The sequence below is a fragment of the Candidatus Aminicenantes bacterium genome, from assembly GCA_026393855.1.
In the GTDB taxonomy this organism is placed as follows: domain Bacteria; phylum Acidobacteriota; class Aminicenantia; order Aminicenantales; family UBA4085; genus UBA4085.
This window is the reverse complement of record JAPKZJ010000022.1, coordinates 15,227-35,316: the sequence shown is the minus strand read 5'-3', so window position 1 is coordinate 35,316 and position 20,090 is coordinate 15,227. Positions and strand designations below refer to the sequence as shown.

General features: G+C 64.3%; 17 protein-coding genes. 6 read left to right on the top strand and 11 right to left on the bottom strand.

Going from position 1 to position 20,090, the window contains the following annotated elements:
• Window positions 1–15: 15 nt before the first annotated feature.
• Together NTZ26_03045 and NTZ26_03040 are read right to left on the bottom strand one after the other, a co-directional pair.
• On the bottom strand, window positions 16–1,539 hold the full coding sequence (locus NTZ26_03045; GenBank protein ID MCX6559470.1) for an aromatic amino acid ammonia-lyase: 1,524 nt from the start codon (window positions 1,537–1,539) through the stop codon (window positions 16–18).
• Window positions 1,523–2,353, bottom strand: a complete 831-nt coding sequence (locus NTZ26_03040; GenBank protein MCX6559469.1) for a class I SAM-dependent methyltransferase — start codon at window positions 2,351–2,353, stop codon at window positions 1,523–1,525. Before NTZ26_03040 ends, NTZ26_03045 begins: the two co-directional genes overlap by 17 nt.
• Window positions 2,354–2,576: 223 nt before the next feature.
• Here NTZ26_03040 and NTZ26_03035 point away from each other — a divergent pair, with 223 nt between their 5' ends.
• Window positions 2,577–3,197 carry an MBL fold metallo-hydrolase gene (locus NTZ26_03035; protein MCX6559468.1) on the top strand — a complete coding sequence of 207 codons (621 nt, stop codon included), beginning with the start codon at window positions 2,577–2,579 and terminating at the stop codon, window positions 3,195–3,197.
• The gene (xerD, locus tag NTZ26_03030; protein MCX6559467.1) at window positions 3,194–4,141 is read left to right on the top strand and encodes a site-specific tyrosine recombinase XerD; all 948 of its coding nucleotides are present in this window, start codon (window positions 3,194–3,196) and stop codon (window positions 4,139–4,141) included. Before NTZ26_03035 ends, xerD begins: the two co-directional genes overlap by 4 nt.
• Before the next feature lie 474 nt (window positions 4,142–4,615).
• Here the strand turns inward: xerD and NTZ26_03025 are convergent, their stop codons facing one another.
• The gene (locus tag NTZ26_03025) at window positions 4,616–5,302 is read right to left on the bottom strand and encodes a hypothetical protein (protein MCX6559466.1); all 687 of its coding nucleotides are present in this window, start codon (window positions 5,300–5,302) and stop codon (window positions 4,616–4,618) included.
• Between the two features lie 152 nt (window positions 5,303–5,454).
• On the opposite strand from NTZ26_03025, the gene NTZ26_03020 reads away from it, so the two are divergent.
• The 4 genes from NTZ26_03020 to NTZ26_03005 are packed head-to-tail and all read left to right on the top strand — an operon-like array spanning window position 5,455 to window position 11,434.
• On the top strand, window positions 5,455–5,853 hold the full coding sequence (locus tag NTZ26_03020; protein ID MCX6559465.1) for a hypothetical protein: 399 nt from the start codon (window positions 5,455–5,457) through the stop codon (window positions 5,851–5,853).
• Complete coding sequence (locus tag NTZ26_03015; GenBank protein MCX6559464.1) at window positions 5,850–7,205, top strand: TolC family protein; 1,356 nt, start codon at window positions 5,850–5,852, stop codon at window positions 7,203–7,205. Before NTZ26_03020 ends, NTZ26_03015 begins: the two co-directional genes overlap by 4 nt.
• Before the next feature lie 19 nt (window positions 7,206–7,224).
• On the top strand, window positions 7,225–8,322 hold the full coding sequence (locus tag NTZ26_03010) for an efflux RND transporter periplasmic adaptor subunit (protein MCX6559463.1): 1,098 nt from the start codon (window positions 7,225–7,227) through the stop codon (window positions 8,320–8,322).
• A gap of 7 nt (window positions 8,323–8,329) precedes the next feature.
• Window positions 8,330–11,434 (top strand): efflux RND transporter permease subunit, encoded by a 3,105-nt coding sequence (locus NTZ26_03005; GenBank protein ID MCX6559462.1) that lies wholly within the window; start codon window positions 8,330–8,332, stop codon window positions 11,432–11,434.
• Here the strand turns inward: NTZ26_03005 and NTZ26_03000 are convergent.
• The 8 genes from NTZ26_03000 to NTZ26_02965 form a co-directional block, all read right to left on the bottom strand.
• Window positions 11,424–12,566, bottom strand: a complete 1,143-nt coding sequence (locus NTZ26_03000) for a hypothetical protein (GenBank protein ID MCX6559461.1) — start codon at window positions 12,564–12,566, stop codon at window positions 11,424–11,426. The two genes, NTZ26_03005 and NTZ26_03000, sit on opposite strands and share 11 nt — an antisense overlap.
• A 343-nt stretch (window positions 12,567–12,909) precedes the next feature.
• Complete coding sequence (locus tag NTZ26_02995) at window positions 12,910–13,350, bottom strand: V-type ATP synthase subunit K (GenBank protein ID MCX6559460.1); 441 nt, start codon at window positions 13,348–13,350, stop codon at window positions 12,910–12,912.
• On the bottom strand, window positions 13,347–15,182 hold the full coding sequence (locus tag NTZ26_02990; GenBank protein ID MCX6559459.1) for a hypothetical protein: 1,836 nt from the start codon (window positions 15,180–15,182) through the stop codon (window positions 13,347–13,349). Before NTZ26_02990 ends, NTZ26_02995 begins: the two co-directional genes overlap by 4 nt.
• On the bottom strand, window positions 15,179–15,802 hold the full coding sequence (locus NTZ26_02985; protein ID MCX6559458.1) for a V-type ATP synthase subunit D: 624 nt from the start codon (window positions 15,800–15,802) through the stop codon (window positions 15,179–15,181). Before NTZ26_02985 ends, NTZ26_02990 begins: the two co-directional genes overlap by 4 nt.
• A 9-nt stretch (window positions 15,803–15,811) precedes the next feature.
• Window positions 15,812–17,113, bottom strand: a complete 1,302-nt coding sequence (locus NTZ26_02980) for a V-type ATP synthase subunit B (protein ID MCX6559457.1) — start codon at window positions 17,111–17,113, stop codon at window positions 15,812–15,814.
• Window positions 17,106–18,830, bottom strand: a complete 1,725-nt coding sequence (locus NTZ26_02975) for a V-type ATP synthase subunit A (GenBank protein ID MCX6559456.1) — start codon at window positions 18,828–18,830, stop codon at window positions 17,106–17,108. Before NTZ26_02975 ends, NTZ26_02980 begins: the two co-directional genes overlap by 8 nt.
• The gene (locus NTZ26_02970; protein MCX6559455.1) at window positions 18,827–19,333 is read right to left on the bottom strand and encodes a DUF2764 family protein; all 507 of its coding nucleotides are present in this window, start codon (window positions 19,331–19,333) and stop codon (window positions 18,827–18,829) included. Before NTZ26_02970 ends, NTZ26_02975 begins: the two co-directional genes overlap by 4 nt.
• Window positions 19,330–19,932, bottom strand: coding sequence for a hypothetical protein (locus tag NTZ26_02965; GenBank protein MCX6559454.1), 603 nt, complete (start codon window positions 19,930–19,932; stop codon window positions 19,330–19,332). Before NTZ26_02965 ends, NTZ26_02970 begins: the two co-directional genes overlap by 4 nt.
• Window positions 19,933–20,090: the final 158 nt, after the last annotated feature.

The window sequence follows — 20,090 nt, the reverse complement described above, 5'->3', positions numbered from 1 at the left end:
TATTCTTCTGCCCGCTCAAGCCAGCGGTCCGACCGCCTTTTCAACCTCGTCCAGCACTTCGCCCGTCTGGATCAGGGTCTTCATCATGTTGTGGTCGATGTGAAGCGGCCGGTCGACGTCCAGGTGGGAGACATAGCGGCGGACGACGGTGCGGGCCGTCTCGGTCCCCCGGCCGAAGGCGAAGGATCGGAAATCCATGGCCTGGGCGGCGGCCATCATCTCGATGCCCAGGATGCCGTAGGCGTTGTCGAGGATCTGGACGGTTTTGAGGGCGGTGTTCATGCCCATCGAGACGAAGTCTTCCTGGTCGGCCGCGGCCGGGATGGACTGGATGGAGGCCGGAGCGGACAGGATGCGCTGCTCGACGATCAGATGGTCGGCCGTGTACTGGCTCAGCATCATCCCGGAAAACATGCCCGCCCCCTCGGTCAGGAAGGCCGGCAGGCCGACGCTCAGGGCGGGATTGGTCAGCCGATTGAGCCGCCGCTCGGACAGGACGCAGACCATGGTCACGGCCGCCCCGATCATATCCATCGGCAAGGCCACGGGCGAGCCTTGGAAGTTGGCCCCGGTCAGGGTGGTCTTGGATTCGGCCAGGAAGATGGGGTTATCGCCGACGCCGTTGAGCTCGATCTCGACTTGTTTGCGGGCGTAGGCCACGGCGTCGTGGGCGGTGCCGATGACCTGGGGGGTCGAGCGCATGGAGTAGGCGTCTTGGACTTTGGTCTTCATCTTGCCCGTAGCCAGATCGCTGCCCTCGAGGCACTTCATGATGGCCCGGGCCGAACGCATGGCGCCGGCGAAGCCGCGCTCCTCATGGAGGCGGATGTCGTAAGGCTTGAGGTTGGCGATCAGGGCTTCGAGCGACATGGCGCAGGCGATCTCGGCCTGCTTCAGCCAGCGGTCGATGTCGTAGAGGCAGAGGGCGCTGATGGCGGTCAGCAGGTTGGAGCCGTTGATGGCGGCCAGCCCGTCGCGGGCCTGCAGACCGGGAATGGGAATGCCCGCCCTCTCCATCGCGATCCGGCCGGGCAGGCGCTCGGCCCCGTAGAAAGCCTCGCCCTCGCCCAGGAGAAGCAGGGCGATCTGGGACATCGGGGCCAGGTCGCCGCAAGCGCCGACCGAGCCCTTGCGGCAGACGACGGGGGTCACCCCGGCGTTGAGCATGGCGGCCAGGGTCAGCGGGATCTCGGGGCGGCAGCCGGAGCGGCCCTTGGCGTGGACGTTGATCCGGCCGGCCATGGCCGCCCGGACGTGATCGATCGGTGCGGGCTTGCCGATGCCGGCGGCGTGGTTGTAGATGAGATACTTCTGGAAGTCCTTGACCTGTTCGTCGGTCAGGACGACCTCGGAGAACTCGCCGATCCCGGTGTTGACGCCGTACATGATCTCGCGGGCCGCGATCTTCTCCTCGATCACGGCCCGGCAGGCCCGGATTCTGTCCAGCGCGGCCGGGGCGATTTCGACATTCTCGGCGCCGCGGGCGATGGCGACGAGCTTTTCCAGGGTCAGCGACTGTCCGTCAAGAACGATGGCCATGTCCGGACTCCTTGGGTTTCGATTCGGCTTCCCCCCAGACCATGATGGCGTATCCGCGCTGGAAGAAGAGCAGGGTGTCCAGGCGCGAGGCCAGCCAGAGGAAGGGATAGATGATCTTATAGATGCCGAAGGCCTTTTTCTGGGCCGCGAACTCGTCCGAGGTCGAAGGCCGGATGTGCCCGTCGCGGAGCTTGCTCTGGGGCTTGGTCGAAAGGATGTTCACGTAGAGGGCGTTGAGGATGAGCTCGAGGAGCTCGGTGCAGAAGCGCGAGTAGGTTGTGTAGCCGGTGAGCCTCAAGCTCGCGGCGGCGAACATCCGGCGCAGGTTAGGCAGGCTGTAGCCCTCGCGCTTGTGGCCGTAAAACTCGATCTTCAGCCCCACGGCCGGCCGGATCTTTTGGAGCAGGAAGAATCCCCCGTCGTGCGGGGTGATGAGCAGGAATCGGCCGCCGGGCTTCAGGACGCGGCGGACTTCGGCCAGGGTCGCGGCGTCGGCGTCGACGTGCTCCAGGTAGTCGAGGCAGACGACCTGGTCGAAGGCGCCGTCGCGGAAGGGGAGAGTGGGCGATCCCATCTGGACCAGGCCGCCCTTCAACAGGGCCTGGCTGGAGCGCAGGTTGGTCAGGTCGAGGTCGGTGGAGACCCAGGTCCCGCCCTTCTTCCGGAGGAAGTAGCTCAGAATGCCCTGGGCGCAGCCCAGGTCGAGGATCCGTTCGCCGGGGCGGACGCGGAGGTGCTTGTCGATGAGGTCGAGCTTCTCTTTCTTTTTGAGCGAGCGCTTAACGATTTGAAGCTGCCAGGGAGTCTCGTTCACGCCGGGATTATATCACTGGACTCCCTTGGAGGGGGAACCTTTGAGTGGTTCCCCCTCCAACGTTTCGCACCGGCCTTCGGCCGGCGCTTCTCTGCCACCCCCTCGAGGAAGCCTTCTCCGTTTGCCTCGCATCTTATTCGGGAAGAATATGAATCCAAATCGCCAGAGCCTCTCTGATTGACTTGATCCGATGAATGGGCTAAATAAGACTCAAGGAAGGGACATGCGCTATAAGCTCATCATCGTCGGCGGCCTGGAGACCAACTGCTACCTGGTGTACTGCCCCGGCACGAAGGAGTGCGCCGTCGTCGACCCGGGGGCGGAGGCCGGCAAAGTCTATCCGGTCATCGCCGAGGAGGCCCTCCGTCCGATCCTGCTCATCAACACCCACGGCCATATCGACCATATCGGGGCCAATCGCGACATCAAGGACAAATATCACATCCCCCTGCTTATCCACGCCGGTGACAAAGATCTGCTGGGCAAGATGCAGAACCTGGAGATCAGCCTCTTCCTGGGTGCCCAGGACTCGCCTCCGGCCGACCGGTTGATTGCGGACGGCGAAGATATCTACATCGGCAACGGGAAGCTCCGCGTCCTTCACACGCCGGGCCATACGCCGGGAGGTGTCTGCCTCCTCGGCGACGGATTCCTGCTCTCGGGCGATACCCTGTTCTTCGAGGGCGTCGGGCGGACCGATCTGCCCGGGGGCAACCAGCGGCAGCTGGAGGCCAGCATCCGAGACAAGCTGATGGTATTGCCCGACGACACGGTCGTCCTGCCTGGCCACGGGCCCCTGACCACGATCGGCCAGGAGCGCGCGGCCAACACCTATCCGGCATGACCGCCCGCCGCGGCCCGGACGATCCCGCCTCGCTTCTGGCCGAATTCCAGTCTTTCCTCGACGTCGAGCGCGGCCTGGCCGTCAATACCCAGCGTTCTTATGCCCGCGATCTGGGTAAATATTTCGCCTTTCTCGAGACATCCAAGGCCGCTTGGGACCGGGCGGGTGAGGCCGACCTGGTCCGGTTCATTCACGCCGAGAGCCGGGCGGGGCTCTCGCCGCGGTCCCTGGCCCGCCTCATCTCGGCCCTCAAGGCCTTCTATCGCTGGGGCGTGCTGGAAGGCCGGATCGAGAAAAGCCCGGCCCTTAACCTGACCTCGCCCAAGGCCTGGCTCTCCCTGCCCAAGTTCCTTTCGGTCAAAGAGGTCCAAGCCCTGCTCGACCAGCCCGACTCATCGGACGCCCAAGGCCTTCGCGACAAGGCCATGCTCGAAGTCATGTATGCTTCGGGCCTCCGAGTCTCGGAGCTCGTCGGGCTTCGGATCATGGATGTCCGCCTGCGGGACGGGTTTCTCCTTTGCCGCGGCAAGGGCGGCAAGGAAAGAATCGTGCCGCTGGGGCGGTCGGCGGTCGAAGCGGTGGCGCGCTACCTCGGGGAGGCGCGTCCCCATTTTCTCTCGAAGAAGAAAACGGCGTCGCCTCGGTCCCCCGCGGCCGAAGGGGCTTCGGAGACGCTTTTCCTCACCCGTCGCGGCTCGGCCTTCACCCGGCAGGGATTTTGGAAGACGCTCAAGGGATACGCAGCCTCGGCCCGGCTGGGGGACAAAGTCCATCCCCATGTCCTGCGCCACTCTTTCGCCACCCATCTTCTGGAACGGGGGGCGGATCTGCGCTCGGTCCAGCTGATGCTCGGCCACAGCCAGATCACGACGACTCAGATTTATACCCATGTCAGCCGGGAGCGCCTGCGCAAGGTCTACGACAAGTTCCATCCCCGGGCTTAAATTTATCGTCTTCTTTTATTGAATTCCCATCTCCGAGGGCTTTAGCGGCGCGGTATCCGTCCAACGGCGAAATCGCGCGGGAAAAGCTTTTTATTCCGAAGGCGCACAACACTCTTATTCTCATTGATATCACCACCCCTACCCCGCCTTCGAAGGCGGGGATAGGATAGCGCCTTCGGCTGCATGTGCCGAGGGCTGTTTGAGCACGCGACCATCCTGCGGAATCGAAACGGAGTGGGTGGTCTCCATGACCGGGAGATCTCGAACGCGCAGTTCCGCCCTCGCGGGAACTATCGAAGCGACGTTCCGACGAGGACTGCGAAGCGCTGAGGCGCCGAGAGGATTGGCCGGGACGATCAATGCGCCGTCGATAGCGTTCGGATCAAGGATTTGGAGAGATCTGATTACGGCGCATAGCACCGTTGCCCCCAACGGTGACTCCGAATCGCTCTTCCCGGGATCGGGAGATGTTCCTTATTCTTCATGCGGGGTGATCGAGATTGTGACGACGGCGTCGTGGCTCTGGGTCACCAACAGGTTCTGGGTCTCGCGCTGCAGCCAGCCGCGGTAGCGCCAGGACCAGGGGATCTTGCGAACCTCGGGGCCCTTGAGGATGGCCGACAGGGGGACGATGATCAGGTTCGAGCCTTTGATCACGTAGGGATCGTAAGCCTGGCCCGGCGCCCCGGTCCGGTTGCCCGCGGCGGCCGGCAGAATCAGGGGAAAGGTATCTTCGGCGAGAGCCCGCGGGACCTCGAAGCCGATGACCGCGAAATCGACGCGGAGGTTGTCTCCCTCCCGCAGGACGTAGTTCACGCGCAGCTCCGGCTTCTCCGGAAAATCCTCGGTCCTGAGGATCGTCACGGTCGCTCCCCGGCTGGACCTCTCCTCGGCCTCCCACTTCTCGAGGCTGCGCTCTTTGTGGATGAGAAGGAAATCCTCGTCGTCTTTTTCCATCAGCCCGAGCCAGTGAGCCCGCAAGGCATAGCTGCCCTCGTGGCGGGCGTCGCGGGCCTCCAGGCCGTAGCGGCCTTCGACCTCGACCACGATCTGGATGTCCCATTTGCCGGGCAGAGGTCGACCCGGGAGGCTGACGACGACCAGCCCGAGCCATAAGGCGGCCGCGGTCCGCAGGGCCGTCCGCCCGGTCAGGCTTCTCATACTTCCATTGTAGCCGCACCTCCATCCTTTTTCAAAGCAACCGCTGCGTAAAAAGCTTTTACGCCGCGGATAGGTCCGGAGGCGGGGGCGCCGCCTCTCTTCCCTCCTTTCCCCCCCTTGACACGTTTGGAGCGAGATCCTAAAATACCCGAGTGGCTTGCCTCCTCGGCTCTCTGGCCGAAAAGGAGAATCTCTCCCGCGTCTTTCTGGCCGATCGGACTTTCCTCAAGTTTATCCCCCTGTTCGTCGGCCGGACGGGGGCTGCCGGCTCAGGCCGCGAAAGCCAGTTCATCGACCGCCTCAGGGCCCGCCGCGCCGACCTGATGAAGGGCACGGAGGCCTTGCTGGCCGAAGGGGTCGCCAACGGCGAATTCCGGGCCTTCGACGTCCGGGCCGCGTCCTTCTACGTGGCCGCGGTCATCGAGGGCGTGTTCACCGAAGGATTCTGGGCGCCGCATAAACCCGACCTTGAAAAAGACGTATCACTCATATCCGATTTTCTATTGCGGGGATTCGCCGCCCGCACCGCCGACCGAGGAGAAACCCGATGAGAAGAATCGCCGCTCTGATAGCCAGCCTGGCCGTCCTGGCCGCACTCCCTGTTCGGATGGAGGCGCGCCCCGGTCAGGGGCCGGAGACGCTGACTCTGACCCTCGACGACAGCATCCGCTTGGCCCTGCGCCAAAACCTCTTCTACCTGGCCGAGAAGGCCAAAGAAGATGGGGCCTCGGCCGCCGTCCGCGAAGCCGTATCCGGATTCTTCCCGACCCTCAATGCCCAGGGTCAGAACGTGCTGGACAAGAAGGTCTTTTCCGTCACCTTCCCCTCGTTCGTCCCGGGCCAGCCGCCGACCAAGGTCAAGCTCGACTTCACCCGCAATTATCAGTTCTCCCTGAACTTCAGCCTGCCTCTCTACGCCGGCGGCCGGCTGATGGCGGGGTTCAAGCAGGCCAACCTCAACCTGCAGTCGACCCAGGAAGGCATCCGCCTGTCCCAGCAGGAAACCGTCTTCAACGTGAAAAAGGCCTTCTACGGCGTCCTGCTGGCGCGGGCCTTCGTGGACGTCACGGGCGAGGCGGTCGACTTGGCCGACAGGCACGTCAAGAACGTCCGCAACCTCTACGAAGCCGGGATGGCCACCCGCTTCGACATGCTCCGGTCCGAGGTCCAATCGGCCAACCTCAAGCCCCAGCTCATTCGAGCCCGCAACGGCCTGCGCGCGGCCGAGCTGGGCCTCAAGACCCTGCTCGGCCTGGACCTGAACCAGGCCATCGAGGTCAAAGGGGAGCTCAGCATCAAGGCCGTGGACGTGAACGTGGACGAGAACATCGCCCGAGCCCTGGCCCAACGGCCCGAGGTCAACCAATTGCGCTACCAGAAGCTCATGGCCGCCGAGATGGTCAAGATGGCCAAGGCGGCCTACCTGCCGACCCTGGCCGTCGGCGGCGCCTATAACTATTGGGCCGACAAGCTCAACTTCGGCCGCAACACCTGGGAGAGCTTCTATCAGATCAACATGGTCTTGAGCTTCCCCATCTTCAACGGCTTCGTCAACAGCGCCCGGCTGGGCCAGTCGCAGGCCGCCCTCAAGCAGATCGACTACAGCCAAAGGGGGCTGGCCGAGACCGTCAAGTTTGAAGTCCAGACGGCCATTCTGGGCCTCCAGCAGGCCCGCGAATCGCTTCTCTCGCAGGAGAAGAACGTCGAGCAGGCCCTGGAGGCCGTCCGGATCGCCGAGCTTAATTTCACCGAGGGCCTGGTCACCAATCTGGACGTCAGTTCCGTCCAGGTGGCCCTGAGCGAAGCCAGGACCAACTACACGCAAGCCCTCTATGACTATGCCGTGGCCATGGCCGAGCTGGAAAAAGCCGTCGGCCTGAACCAAGACGCCTACGAAAAGTAAAAGATAACGGAGTGATGCCATGAAATATCTACGCCTTGTCGCCGCCTTCGTCCTGATCGTTCTCGCTGCCTCGACGCTGCCGGCCTGCAAGCCGTCCGCCAAAGAGGCCGCGAATCCGTCCGCCGCGGCCGGCGCCGCCGCGACTGTCGTCTCCGTCGTCCCGGCCGCGCGCCAGACCGTCTCCGAAAAGCTGACTTACACCGGAACGCTCGAGGCTTGGCGCAAGATCAACATCACCCCCGAGACCGGCGGCAAGGTGGCCCGCATCCTGGTCGAGGAAGGCCAGCGGGTCGCCGCCGGCCAGCTCCTGGCCGAGCTCGACGCCGAGTCCATCGGCCTCCAGCTCCGCCAGGCCGAGGCCGGACTGGCCGTGGCCCAAGCCTCCTACGACAACGCCGTCCGGACCAGGGATCGCATGGACCGTCTGCAGGCCCAGAAAGCCGTCTCCGAGCAGCAGTCCGAACAGGCCCGGCTGGGCTTCGACGCGGCCAAAGCCCAGCTCGAACAAGCCCGTGCCGGCGTCGCCCTGGCCCGTCACGCCCGGGCGAGCGCCGTCATGACCGCTCCCTGGGCCGGCATCATCTCGTCGAAGAACGCCCAAGTCGGCGACGTCATCAATCCGATGATGGGCGGATACGGGGTCGTGACCCTGGTGGACGACTCCCGGATCAAGGTCATCGTCGAAGTCACTCCCGGTGATGTGGGCCGCCTGCAGAAGGGGCATCCCGCCTTATTGCGCGTCAGCAACGGCGAGTCTTCGGACCATTCGGGTCTGATCTCGGTCATCAATCAGACCGGAGATCCGTTGTCCAAAAAGTTCCGGGTCGAGGTCGACGTGCCCAACCCGGGCTGGAAGCTCCGCCCCGGAGTCTACGGCACGATCGTCTTCGAGGTCCAGTCGCACCCGAATGCCCTGGCCGTGCCCCAGAAAGCGATTCTGGAGAACAAATATGTCTTCCTGGCCGAGAACGGCAAGGCCGTCAAGCATCCCGTCACCCTGGGCCTCAAGAATACGACCACGATCGAGGTGTTGGATGGGCTCAAGGAAGGCGATCTCGTCATCATTGAGGGCAACTTCGGCCTGATCGAAGGCTCGCCCGTCGAAATCAAGAAGTGAGCCGGCCATGAAGCTCCCGGAATTTGCCGTCAACAAGCGCGTCACGACGGCCATGATGGCCCTGATCCTGGTCGTCGTGGGCGCTATCTCCTACACCCGGCTGGGATTGGACTTCTTTCCCGACCTCGAATACCCGACCGTTTCCGTCATCACCAGCTACCGGGGCGCCTCTCCCGAGGACATAGAAAACAGCATCACCCGCCCGCTCGAGCAGGTCGTTTCCTCGGTCAACCGGGTTAAGAAGCTGACCTCGACATCTTCGGAGGGGACCTCTCTCCTCTCGGTCGAGTTCGAGTGGGGCACCAGCCTCGACTTCGCCGCCCAGGATCTGCGCGATCAGATCGGGCTGTACAAGAACTACCTGCCCAAGGGAGCGAGCGATCCGCTGGTCGTCAAGTTCAACATGGGCCAGATGCCGGTCGTCTTCTGGGGCATCACCGGCAACCGGCCTGCCACGGAGATGAAAAAGCTCGTCGACGACGAGGTCGCCCGCCGGCTGGAGCGGGTCGAGGGCGTAGCCGCGGCCCAGACCGCCTCCATGAGCACCCGGGAGATCCTGGTCGACGTCGATAAACGGTCCCTGCTGGCCCTCAACCTGTCGCTTAACCAGGTTCTGGGCGCCCTGGCCATGGACAACGTCAACATGCCGGCCGGTCACCTGGTCGAGCGGCATTCCGATTACCTCGTCCGGACCCTGGGCGAGTTCGAATCCCTCGACGACATCCGGGCCACCGTAGTCGGGGCTACGGCCAAGGGCAGCCCCATCTACGTGCGGGACGTGGCCGAGGTCCGCGATACCCTCAAGGAGACCCGCTACGTCGGCCGCATCGCCGGCCAGGACGCCGTTTTTCTATTCGTGACCAAGCGGTCCGGAGCCAACACGGCCATCGTCGGCGCCGCCGTCCAGAAGGCCCTCGAGTCCCTAGCCAAGGCCCTTCCGCCCGACATCAAGTTCCACATGATCATGGACCAGGCCGACATGATCAAGGGCGTGACCAAGAGCACGATGGACAACGCCTGGCAAGGCGGCCTGCTGGCCATCGCCGTGATCTTTTTCTTCCTGTGGAACTGGCGGCCGACCCTGATCATCGGCCTCTCCATTCCCTTATCCATCATCACGACTTTCATCGCCCTCTATTTCGCCGGCTTCACCCTGAACCTGCTGACCCTGGGCGGTCTGGCCTTGGGCATCGGCATGCTGGTCGACAACTCCATTGTCGTCATCGAGAACATGTTCCGCCACGTCCAAATGGGCAAGGATGCCAAGGAGGCGGCCAAGGCCGGAACGGCCGAGGTCGGCATGGCCATCACTGCCTCGACCCTGACGACGATCGTTGTCTTCCTGCCCCTGACCTTCGCCCAGGGCATCACCGGCAAGCTGGTCACCGGCCTGGCCCTATCCATCGTCTTCTCCTTGATCGCCTCGCTGTTCGTGGCCTTGACCATCGTGCCCATGCTCGGCTCGATTCTATTCAGGCAGAAGAAGGGCGATGCCCGATCCATTCGCAAGACGATCGGCCGCGACTTCAGCCGGCCCCAGGCCTTCTATCGCCAGGGCCTCAATTGGGCTCTGGCCCACCGCAAGACCGTCATCTTCGGCACCCTGGGCCTCTTCCTGGCCTCCGCGGCCCTCATCCCCGTCCTCGGCACGGAGTTCATGCCGTCCATGGACATGGATATGCTGCTCTTCAAAGTCAGCGCCCCGGTCGGGACGGCCCTTCAGGAAACCGACCGCATCGCGACGTTGATCGAGAAGGTCATCGCCGCCCAGCCCGAGGTCAAGATCATCAGCCTCCAGGTCGGAAGCTCGGCCGAAGACAATCCCTCGGACCAGGGCTTTGGGGGCTCTCCCACCGGCCCGCATGAGGCCCAATTCTTTATCGGGCTGCAGCCGATCGAAAAGCGCAAAGCCAAAACGATCGAGGTCCAGGAGCGGATCCGCCGGCAGCTTCCCGTTTTCGAGAACGTCAAGGTCGAGGCTATGGACATGACCGGAACCTTCATGGGCGGGGCCACCTCTCCCGTCGAGATCAAGATCTTTGGCAAGGAGCTGCCCGACCTGCGGCGCTTCGCCGACGACGTCGTGGCCCGGATCAAGGACGTGCCCGGCATTCGGGACGCCACCCATACCCTGGCTCAGGCCAAGCCCGAGTACCACATCAGGATCAATCGCGACCGGGCGGCCCGCTTCGGGCTGACCGTCAACCAGGTCGAGACCGCCGTTCAGACGGCTACTCTCGGTCAGGTAGCCACCCGCTACCGGGAGGCCGGCGAAGAGATCGACATTCGGGTCCGGTTTAAGTCCGAGTTTCGCGACTCTATCCAGGCCGTGGCTTCAACCCCCATTCTGACTCCCATGGGTACGTCCGTGGCCTTGGACCAGGTGGCGGAAGTTGCAGCGGGCCAGGGGCCGATCCAGATCGCCCGTGAGAACCAAGCCCGGCGCGTCTCGATTACCGCCAACATCTCCGGCCGCGATCTGGGCGGTGTGGTCCGCGACGTCAAGGCCCGCATCGCTCCCGTCGAAAAAGGCCTGCCGGCCGGCTATTTCCTCGAGATCGGCGGTTCCTATCAACAAATGAGCGAAGCCTTCCTTATCCTGGCCGGCGTCTTTGCCCTGGCCCTCCTGCTCGTCTACATGGTCATGGCCTCGCAGTTCGAGTCACTCAAACACCCCTTCATCATCATGTTCACCATCCCGATGTGCCTGATCGGAATCGTCCTCGGGCTGCTTATCGCCGGCCGGCCGGTGAACCTGCCGGTCTGGATCGGGATCATTATCCTGGCCGGCGTGGCGGTCAACAACGCCATCGTCATGATCGACTATACCAACCAGCTCTGGCGCGGCGGGATGGATAAGAAGAAAGCCGTGGTCGAAGGCGCCGTGACCCGGCTTCGCCCGGTTCTGATGACGGCTCTGACGACCATCCTGGGGACATTCCCCATGGCCATCAGCCGGTCCTCGGGTGCCGATATGCGGAACCCCCTGGGCATCACCCTGCTCGGCGGCCTGATCGCAACGACGCTTCTGACGCTCTTCGTCATCCCGGTCATGTACAGTCTGTTCGAGAAGGTTCGTTTCCGGGACAAAAAGATCAAAGCTACGACTTGAACCGCAGCAAGGCTCCGATCTGGCCGTAGTGATCCAGCCGCGAGGGCGGCTGGATGTGGCGGATCTGGGCGTCGTGCCGCATGGCCGCCTCGATGGCCTCGTCCACGACGTCCAGCACGGGATCGGTCTTGCGGTCGCAGGAGGGGCACTTGATCTGCTCCTCGGTGTAGAGAAGCTTGCAGCGCGGGCAATGCCGGCCGGGCGCGGAGTAGTACTTCGTCACGATCAGGGTCTGGATCTCGCCCATGCCCAGGGCGCTCAGGCAGTCCCGCAGCCCCGAAGCGGCCCGGCCGCCTTTCTCCAGCTCGGCCGTGAAGCGCTTGACGATTGCCTCTTCTTCGGCCTTCTTGATGGCTCGCTCCAGGGCCTGGGTCTCCTTGAGGACGATATCGGGTGCATCGGCCGGCTTGGCCCGCAGCCAGCCCCGCAGCCGCTCGCGGACATAGGGATGAAGGTGCGGCTCGATCTCGGAGGCCAGGTTGTCCGGGCAGCCTAGGACGAAGCCGTGGAACCCGTTCTTCTTGAACAGCTCGAAGGTCCGTTGAGCGGCCTTTTTGTAATGTCCCTGCAGGGCCGCCTCGACGTGGCGCTCGATCCGGCGGGCCTCTTCGCGCTCCCCGCCGCCCTTGATCTTCTGGGGCGGCTCGCTCTTCATCTGATCCAGCACCGTGATCTCGTTCATGGCGGCGGCGTACCACTTGGCCTCGCGGCGGTCGATGAGGAAGACGATCATCCGCCGGAACTCGTCCAGGATCATGGTCAGCGGCAAAACGTAAGGGTTGCGGTCGAAGACGACTCGATTCCGCGGCGCTTCGGGCAGCGAGAGGACTTCCTGGAACTTCTCCCCGGAGCAGGCGTAGACGGCCAGCCCGGGGCCGTTCGCGCCGGCCTCCTTGGCCGTCAGCTCCTGGACGGCGTCCAGGTCGGCCGCCAGGCTTTGCTTCTTCTCCTTCGAGGCGTCCAGGGCCTCCAAGCGGGCCCGGGCGTCGGCCAGCAGGTTTTTGGCCGAGACGAGAATCTCTTTCTTGCTCAGTCGATGCTTGTCGGTATCCAGGAAGAACGACAGGGTGAGGTACTTCTCGCTCCGGAACTTGGAGAGCGATTCGACCTGGGCGCGGCTCGAGAATTTCATGAAACCTCCTTGGAATATCCGGGCGCCGCCCGCCGGCTCGAAGCCGGGACAAAGCTCCGCCGTCGAGCGTATGAGGATGTTTTCAGGAAGACCCCTTGGCGATCGAGCCTTCGACACGTTCCCGCGATAAGGAGACGGTCATGCACGACTAACATAAGGGCGGGCCGGGGCTTTGTCAAGCCGTCCTCGCGAGGACGGTCGAGGCGATCGTCCTGTCGAGGGCGTCCTCGGTACGACCGGCGTTTCGCTAGTCGTCGCGAGGACAGCCGTTTCGCAGCCCTCGTAACGACCGGCGTTTCGCTAGTCGTCGCGAGGACCGCCGATCCAGTGCCCCGTCCGCGGGTCAGCCCTTGGGCATGGCCATGGTCACGAAAACCATGACGAAGATGGCCACGGTCTCGATGATGCCGATCGCCATCAAGTAGTTGGCAAAGCCCTTGCCCGTCTCGCCCAGGGCGTCGGCCGCCTTAGCCCCGATCTTGCCTTGGATGTAGGCGGACAGGCCGATGGCGATTCCGGCCAGGGTCCCGATTAAAAGCGGGGCCAGCCCCGCCTCCGCGGGCCAGGGAGCCTTGCGGATGGCGTCCCGCACCAGGAAGCCGTAAAAAGTTTGGGATAGGGGCGCCCCGACGAAGGCGACCATGATGAAGGGGGCGGCCTTGTTCAGGCTGAAGGCCTTCTTCCAGGCGCCCACGGCCGCCATGCCGGCGGCGCCGATGCCCAGAGCCGAGCCGATGGCCGCGAAAACCAGCGAGCTGTTGAAATCGCCGAATCCGGTGATCATGGGTTTTCCTTTCGTGCCGAATTTCGTCCCCGTCCCTCCGCCAGGTCGTCCCGGAAGGGCTCGTACCGCAGGCCGGTCCACTGTTGGCCCAAATGGTTGGAGAACTCGAGCATATTGAGCCGGACGCCGTGAATCAGCACGGACATGCCCCCGAGGACGATGTTGAGGCTGTGCCCGAAAAACAGGATGATGGCTGCCAGCAGGCCCTGCCCCAGCGAGTGGACGCCCGCACCGACGGCCATGTCGTTGAAGCTTCCGGCCACCGTCAACGAGGCGAAGCCCACGGCGAACAGTCGCAGGTAGGACATCATGTCGGAGAACGAGCTGATGATGCTTAAGGGCAGGTCGACCAGAGTTGTGGTCATGCCCTTGAGCAGCCGTCGCTGGAAGTTGGTGAAGACGAGGGCCAACAAGGCTCCGGCCAGAAAGAGCGGGCCGAAAAACCCCGGCAGGGATCGCTCGGAAACCAGTTTGCCGACCAGGAAAAAGACCGCCCAGACGATGGCGATCCAGCCGACCTGTCCGAGAAGACGGGGCGAGGGCCATAGACGGACGATATTGATAAGGTGGGCCAGGGTCAGGTGGGCCAAGCCGATGATGAAGCAGAGGTACATCATGAACGCGCCGTTGGCCTCGACGAAGCTGTCCAACCGCCCTACGACCAAGCTGCGCAGTCCCGGCAGGTGGGCGATGGCGGCGGCGCCGAAATAGGTTCCGGTCAAGGCGCCCCAGACGATCGTGGCGAGGCTGAAGAGGATCATCAGCCGGAAGACTTCAGGAGGCGTGCCCGGTTTGGCCCGCCGGCGGGCCCAGAGGGTGGCGCCGAGGAAGAGAAGGCCGTAGCCCGCATCGCCGATCAGCAGGGCGAAGAAGACGGAGAGGAATGATAGGAACCAGAGGCTGACGTCGGCCTCGGCGTATCCGGGGAGGGTCCCCATGAACTTGAAGAGAGGCTGGATGGCCTGTACCCAGCCCGGGTTGCGGATCAAGGTCGGGACTTCGGCCGGATCGTCTGGGTCGGCGGCTCCAAAGCCCCAGCCCTCGTCCGCGGCCGTCGCCTTGAGACGTCCCGCGGCCTCGGCCGGGCAGTAGCCTTCCAGGTAGGAGAACGTTTCCTCCCGGCCCAACCCCGCCCGGACCCGGCCGAATTCCGTGCTTCGCCGGAGTCGGCGCTCGTAGGCGCGAAGCTCGGCCCGGCGCCCGGCCAGCTCCCGTCGCTCGCGTTCCATGTTGGCGAGATCGGAACGGAGGCGATCGATCTCCGATTCCACCTCGGCCACTTCGATCCGGGGGACGGCCTCTTCCTTGAGCTCCAGCCCGCCCTCCGGCCCCGGCGTCAGCCAAGCCAGCCGAATCCGGCCTTTCTCCCGGCCGGCGACGAACGCCGTCCCCGTATCCGGAAGGCTTTTCAGGGCCGCGGCGTCGGTTTGGTAGAAGCGAGCCGTCAGCCCGGCCGCGGCCAGAGCTTGAAGGGAGGACCAGGAGGGATCGCCCCAGGCCCGGAACCACTCGCGCCGCTCTTCGGCTTCGCGCAGGCGGGAGCGGGTCTCCTCCCGCCTCGCTTCCAAAGAGAGAAGTGCATCGACGAGCGACCGGCCTTCTTCGCCGGAGGCCGCGGCGGCAGGCGCCGGGTTCGAGGAGGCTGGCGGGCCGAGGAGGAGGAGCGCCTTCTCCAGCCGGACGGCCTGCTCGGTCAGCCCGGCCAGATCGGCCGCTTCCGGCTCGCGCCCGGGCGTGACATGGACGAGGCCCAGTCCGCGCAGTCGGCGGAGGGCCGCGTCCATCTCGTCCCGGGCGACGAGAAGCGTCACTCGCTTCATCGGCACGATCATACCGGGCTCCCGGCCGCTTCGGCGGCCCGCTTGAGTTCGATTTTGGCCTTGGCGATCTTGCCTCGGACGACCTCGGCCGTGCGCAGGTCGCCCAGGAAGATCTGGATGGCCCGGATGGCTTCCCGGGCTTCGGGGATCTTGACCTCCTCGAACAACTTGATCCGTTGGATCGTGGTCCGAAGCTCCCGGCGGAGGATGGCCTGCTGTTCTAGCGCGACCCCGATCAGCAGCCGGAGCCGGACTTCCTCCCTCACGATCGGCAGGGCCCGGTCGACCCACAGCGGCGTGCCCCGGAGGTCATAGCAAGCCGCTTCGAATTCGATGTCCTCGAGGATGGGGATGCCGATGCCGGCGATGTTCCCCAGAGACGTCCTGACCCGGCTGACGCGAATCCAATCGGCCATCTCGGTTTCTTCGGCGAAAACGGCCGCCCACGGCCGGATCTCCTTCTCGCGTTCCAGGCTTTCCCTCTCCAGTTGCTCGATCCTGGCCCGGACGCGCCGGATCTCGGCCAGAAGCTGCAGCTTCTTGAGCTCCAAGGTGGGTAGAAAACGGAGGTAGCGCTTGAGGTCGTCCTGCTCGCGCTTCAGTCCGCTTTTGGTTAATTGCGCCTTGGCCATGGTCCTTCGCTATTCGGCGCGGCGCGGCCAGAATTCCTCGATCAAGTCGGTTCGCAGGCCCGTCTCCTCGGGCTTGAAGCAATCGGCCAGGATGGTCCAGCCGAAGTCGAGGGCTTTTTCGAGGGGGATGTTGACGGTGAGGTCCATCATGCCCGCTTCGAAGCGGCGACTGTATTTCAGCAGCTTCTCGTCCCAGGGGCTCATCCGGAAGCCCATGGCCCGCTTTTCCTCGGCCTCACGCGATTGGGCGTAGAGCCGGACCATCCCGTCCATGATCGCCCGATGGTCTTTGCGCGTCTTGCCGTTGACCAGCTGCTTCAGCCGGCTGAGGCTTCCGAACGGCTCGATTCGGCCGTGCCGCAGATAGAGCTGGCCTTCGGTGATGTAGCCGGTGTTGTCGGGGACGGGATGGGTGACGTCGTCGCCCGGCATAGTCGTGGCGGCCAGGATGGTGACCGAGCCGGCTCCTTCGAAATCGACGGCTTTTTCGTAACGGGCGGCGAGCTGGCTGTAGAGATCCCCTGGGTAGCCGCGGTTGGATGGGACCTGCTCCATGGTGATGGCGATCTCCTTCAAGGCGTCGGCGAAGTTGGTCATGTCCGTCAGCAGGACCAAGACGTTCTTGCCGTCCAGGGCGAAGCGTTCGGCCACGGCCAGGCACAAGTCGGGCACCATCAGTCCTTCGACGACCGGATCGGCGGCCGTATGGACGAAGAGGATGGACCGGGCCAGGGCCCCGCCCTCTTCCAGGGCCTTCCGGAACTTCATGTATTCGTCGAATTTCAGGCCGATGCCGCCCAGCATGATGATGTCGACTTCGGCCTGCAGGGCGATCCGGGCCAGCAGCTCGTTGTAAGGCTCGCCGGAGACCGAGAACACGGGCAGCTTCTGCGAGGCCACCAGCGAGTTGAAAACGTCGATCATCGGGATGTTGGTTCGGATCATCCGCCGGGGGATGATCCGTTTGGCCGGGTTGACCGGAGGCCCGGCGACCGGAATGAGATGGTCGGTCAGCTCGGGGCCGTTGTCGCGCGGCCGGCCGCTGCCCGAAAAGATGCGGCCGAGCATGTCCGGGGAGAAGGCCGCCTGCATCGGGTGACCGAGGAATTCGATCTCGTCGCGGGTCGAGACGCCGCGGCTGCCGGCGAACACCTGGAGCGAGACGATGTCCCCGTCGAGCTTGATGACCTGGGCCAGGGAGCGGCCTCTCCGGGACGAGACCGTGGCCAGCTCCTCATAGGCCACGCCCTCGGCCTTGACGGTGATGACGTTGCCCGTGACGCTGAGGACTTTGTTGTGGATCTTACGCATGGCGGGCCGCTCCGTCCAGCAGCGCTCGGATCGCTCGGTCCTTCTCCAGGAAGGCCTGGGCATCCGTCTCTAGGGCATTTTGGTCGAGAAATAATCGGCGCAGGTCGTGGAAAAAGCTTCGGGCGCGTTCCTTGTCCGCGAAATCAAGCCGCGCCTCCAGGATGCCGTCGATCGCTTCGGCCGTCCGCTGCTGGCGGGCCGGCGGCGTCGCCGCGTCGACGGGATCGAAGGCGTTCTGCTGAAGATAGACGGCGTCCAGGAACTCGGATTTCAGGTAGACGATGAAATCGTCGAGCGAGGTGCCTTCCTCGCCCACGACCATCATCATCTGATGGACCTCGGCCCCTTTGGCGAGGATCTTCCGGGCCCGGTGGACGATCCCCTCGGAGACCGGTCCGGCATACTTGGACCAGCTGTCCAGAGGATGTATGGCCGGATAGCGGCGAGCGTCGGACCGCTCGCGGGAAAGGCCGTGAAAGGCGCCGACCACCTTCAAGGTGGCTTGGGTGACCGGTTCCTCGAAATTGCCGCCGGCCGGGCTGACCGTCCCGCCGATGGTCAGGCTGCCCCGGCCGCCGGATTCCAGCTCGACCAGTCCGGATCGCTCGTAGAACTCGGCGATCCTGGATTCGAGATAAGCGGGGAAGGCCTCCTCGCCCGGGATCTCCTCCAGCCGGCCCGAGACTTCCCGCATGGCCTGGGCCCAGCGGGACGTGGAATCGGCCAGGAGCAGGACATCGAGGCCCTGTTGGCGGTAATACTCTCCCAGCGTAGCCGCCGTATAGACCGAAGCCTCGCGGGCGGCGACCGGCATGGAGGAGGTGTTGGCGATGATGATCGTCCGCTCCATCAGCGAGCGGCCGGTCCTTGGATCGGTCAGGGTGGGAAACTCCCGCATCGTCTCGACGATCTCCCCGGCCCGCTCGCCGCAGGCGGCGATGATGACGATGTCGATGTCGGCGTTGCGGCTGGTGATCTGCTGCAGGACGGTCTTGCCGGCGCCGAAGGGACCGGGGATGCAGTAGGTCCCCCCCTTGGCCACCGGAAAGAACGTATCGATGATCCGGACCTTGGTCGTCAGGGGCTCGTTGGGGAGGAATTTTTCCCGGTAGGCCCGGATCGGGATCTTGATCGGCCAGTCGAACGATAGACGGCATGCGCGCTCTTCGCCCCGGCCGTCGCGGAGCACGGCGGCGACGTCCGGGAGCTTGGCCGGACCGGCCGGCCGGACGCTGACGACCGTGTACTCGCCGGCCCAATCGAAAGGGACCAGGATGTGGTGGCGGAATTGGGTTTCCGGCACCGAGCCCAGGAAGGCGCCGGCCCGGACGACGTCGCCGGGTTTGACGAGCGGCTCGAAAGCCCAAGCTTTATCCGGGTCGAGGGCGTTCAGGACGACGCCGCGGGGGAGAAAGTACCCGTAACGCTCGGCGACCCGGGGCAGGGGATTCTGAAGGCCGTCGTAGATCTGGCCGAGCAGGCCCGGGCCGAGATGCACCGAGAGAAGCTCGCCCGTGAACTCGACCGGGTCACCGACGCGGAGCCCCTTGGCGCTCTCGAAGACCTGGAGGAAGGCGGTGTTGCCGCGGATGCGGATGACCTCGGCCTTGAGCCGCTCGTCGCCGCTGATCGCGAAGCCGACCTCGTTCTGGGTGACGGCGCCCTCGAAGGAGGCTGTGAGCATATTGCCGTTGATGCCGGTGATGTGTCCGGTCATGTTTGTAAGCTCGCGCGCCCGGTCAGATCCCGGTAGGCTTCCAGGCCCCGTATGGCGTCGAAGACCGCCAGCCGGACCAGGATCTGCAGCTTGAGATGGTAGATGAGGACGGCTTCAAGATCGAAGTGGTGGCCCTGTGCCTCTTCCTCGAGCCGGTCCCAGCGAAACCGAAGAAGCCGGCGTTCGACCTCGAGTGGATCGCCCTCCCGGACCAGCCCGGGCGGAAAAGAGGTGCGGAGGTCCCGGCCGTCCAGACGGGCCTGCCGCCAAGCCGCCAGCTCGGTCCGGAAGTCCCGTTCGAAGGATTTGATCCGGTTCAGCAGGGAGGACGGGCCGGGCTCGTCCGAGAGGTCGAAGAGCGCGGCCTGGCGGACCGTCTCCATGGCCTTCCGGCCCAGCCACTTGCCGGTTTCCGCCAGGAAAGCCGGAAGGGAAATTCCCGGCTCCCGCCCGAACCGCAAGCCCGGCAATTGGGCCACGAGGTAATAGTATCTGTCGCTCATTTGCCCGTCCCGTCCAAGAGAGCCCGCAATTGGGGCTTGAGGAGAGAGAACAGGGCCTCGCCCAGGGTTTCGTCGGTAAAATCGACGAAGACATCCCGGCCTTTGAGGGCGACCCGGAAGCCGTGCCGGAGGGAAGCGCCGGTCTTGAGGACGACCCCGTCTTCGACCAGCTTCTGCAAGCCGTTCCCGAGCAGGCCCTTGATCGCCGTCAGGTCCTGATCCGCTACGCTGAGCTCGATCCCGCCGCCCTCGGACCAGTCCTCGACGACTTTTAAGATCAGGTCCCGGACGAGCTCGGGCCGCAGCGCAGCGGCGATTTCCGTCTTGAAGGCCCGTTCGAACAATTCCATGATCCGGGCCTTGAGGAGAAGCCGGATATCCCGAGCCGCCTGCTGCACGGCCGTCTCGCTCTTGACCCGGAACATTTCAGCCTGGTTCTCGGCCAGCTGCAGGATATCGGCCGCCTTGCTCCGCGCCTCATCGAGGATGGCCGCGGCCGCCTTCTCGGCCGCCTCGGTCTTTTCCCGCCCGATCCGACGGCCTTCCTCGACGCCCTCCGACTTAAGTTTTTCGATGAGTTTGCCGAGTTCGGCGTCCATGAATCGGTTGCTCCTTACGGGTGGAAATCGACCGCTCCCGGGCCGGCGGCGTCGTTTCGAGTGGAAAATTATACCAGAAACGAGCGTGTTTAGAAGATTCTTTCAGGGGCCGCGAATTCTTTACATTGGAATGCCTTCCGGCTATAATACCTTCCCTT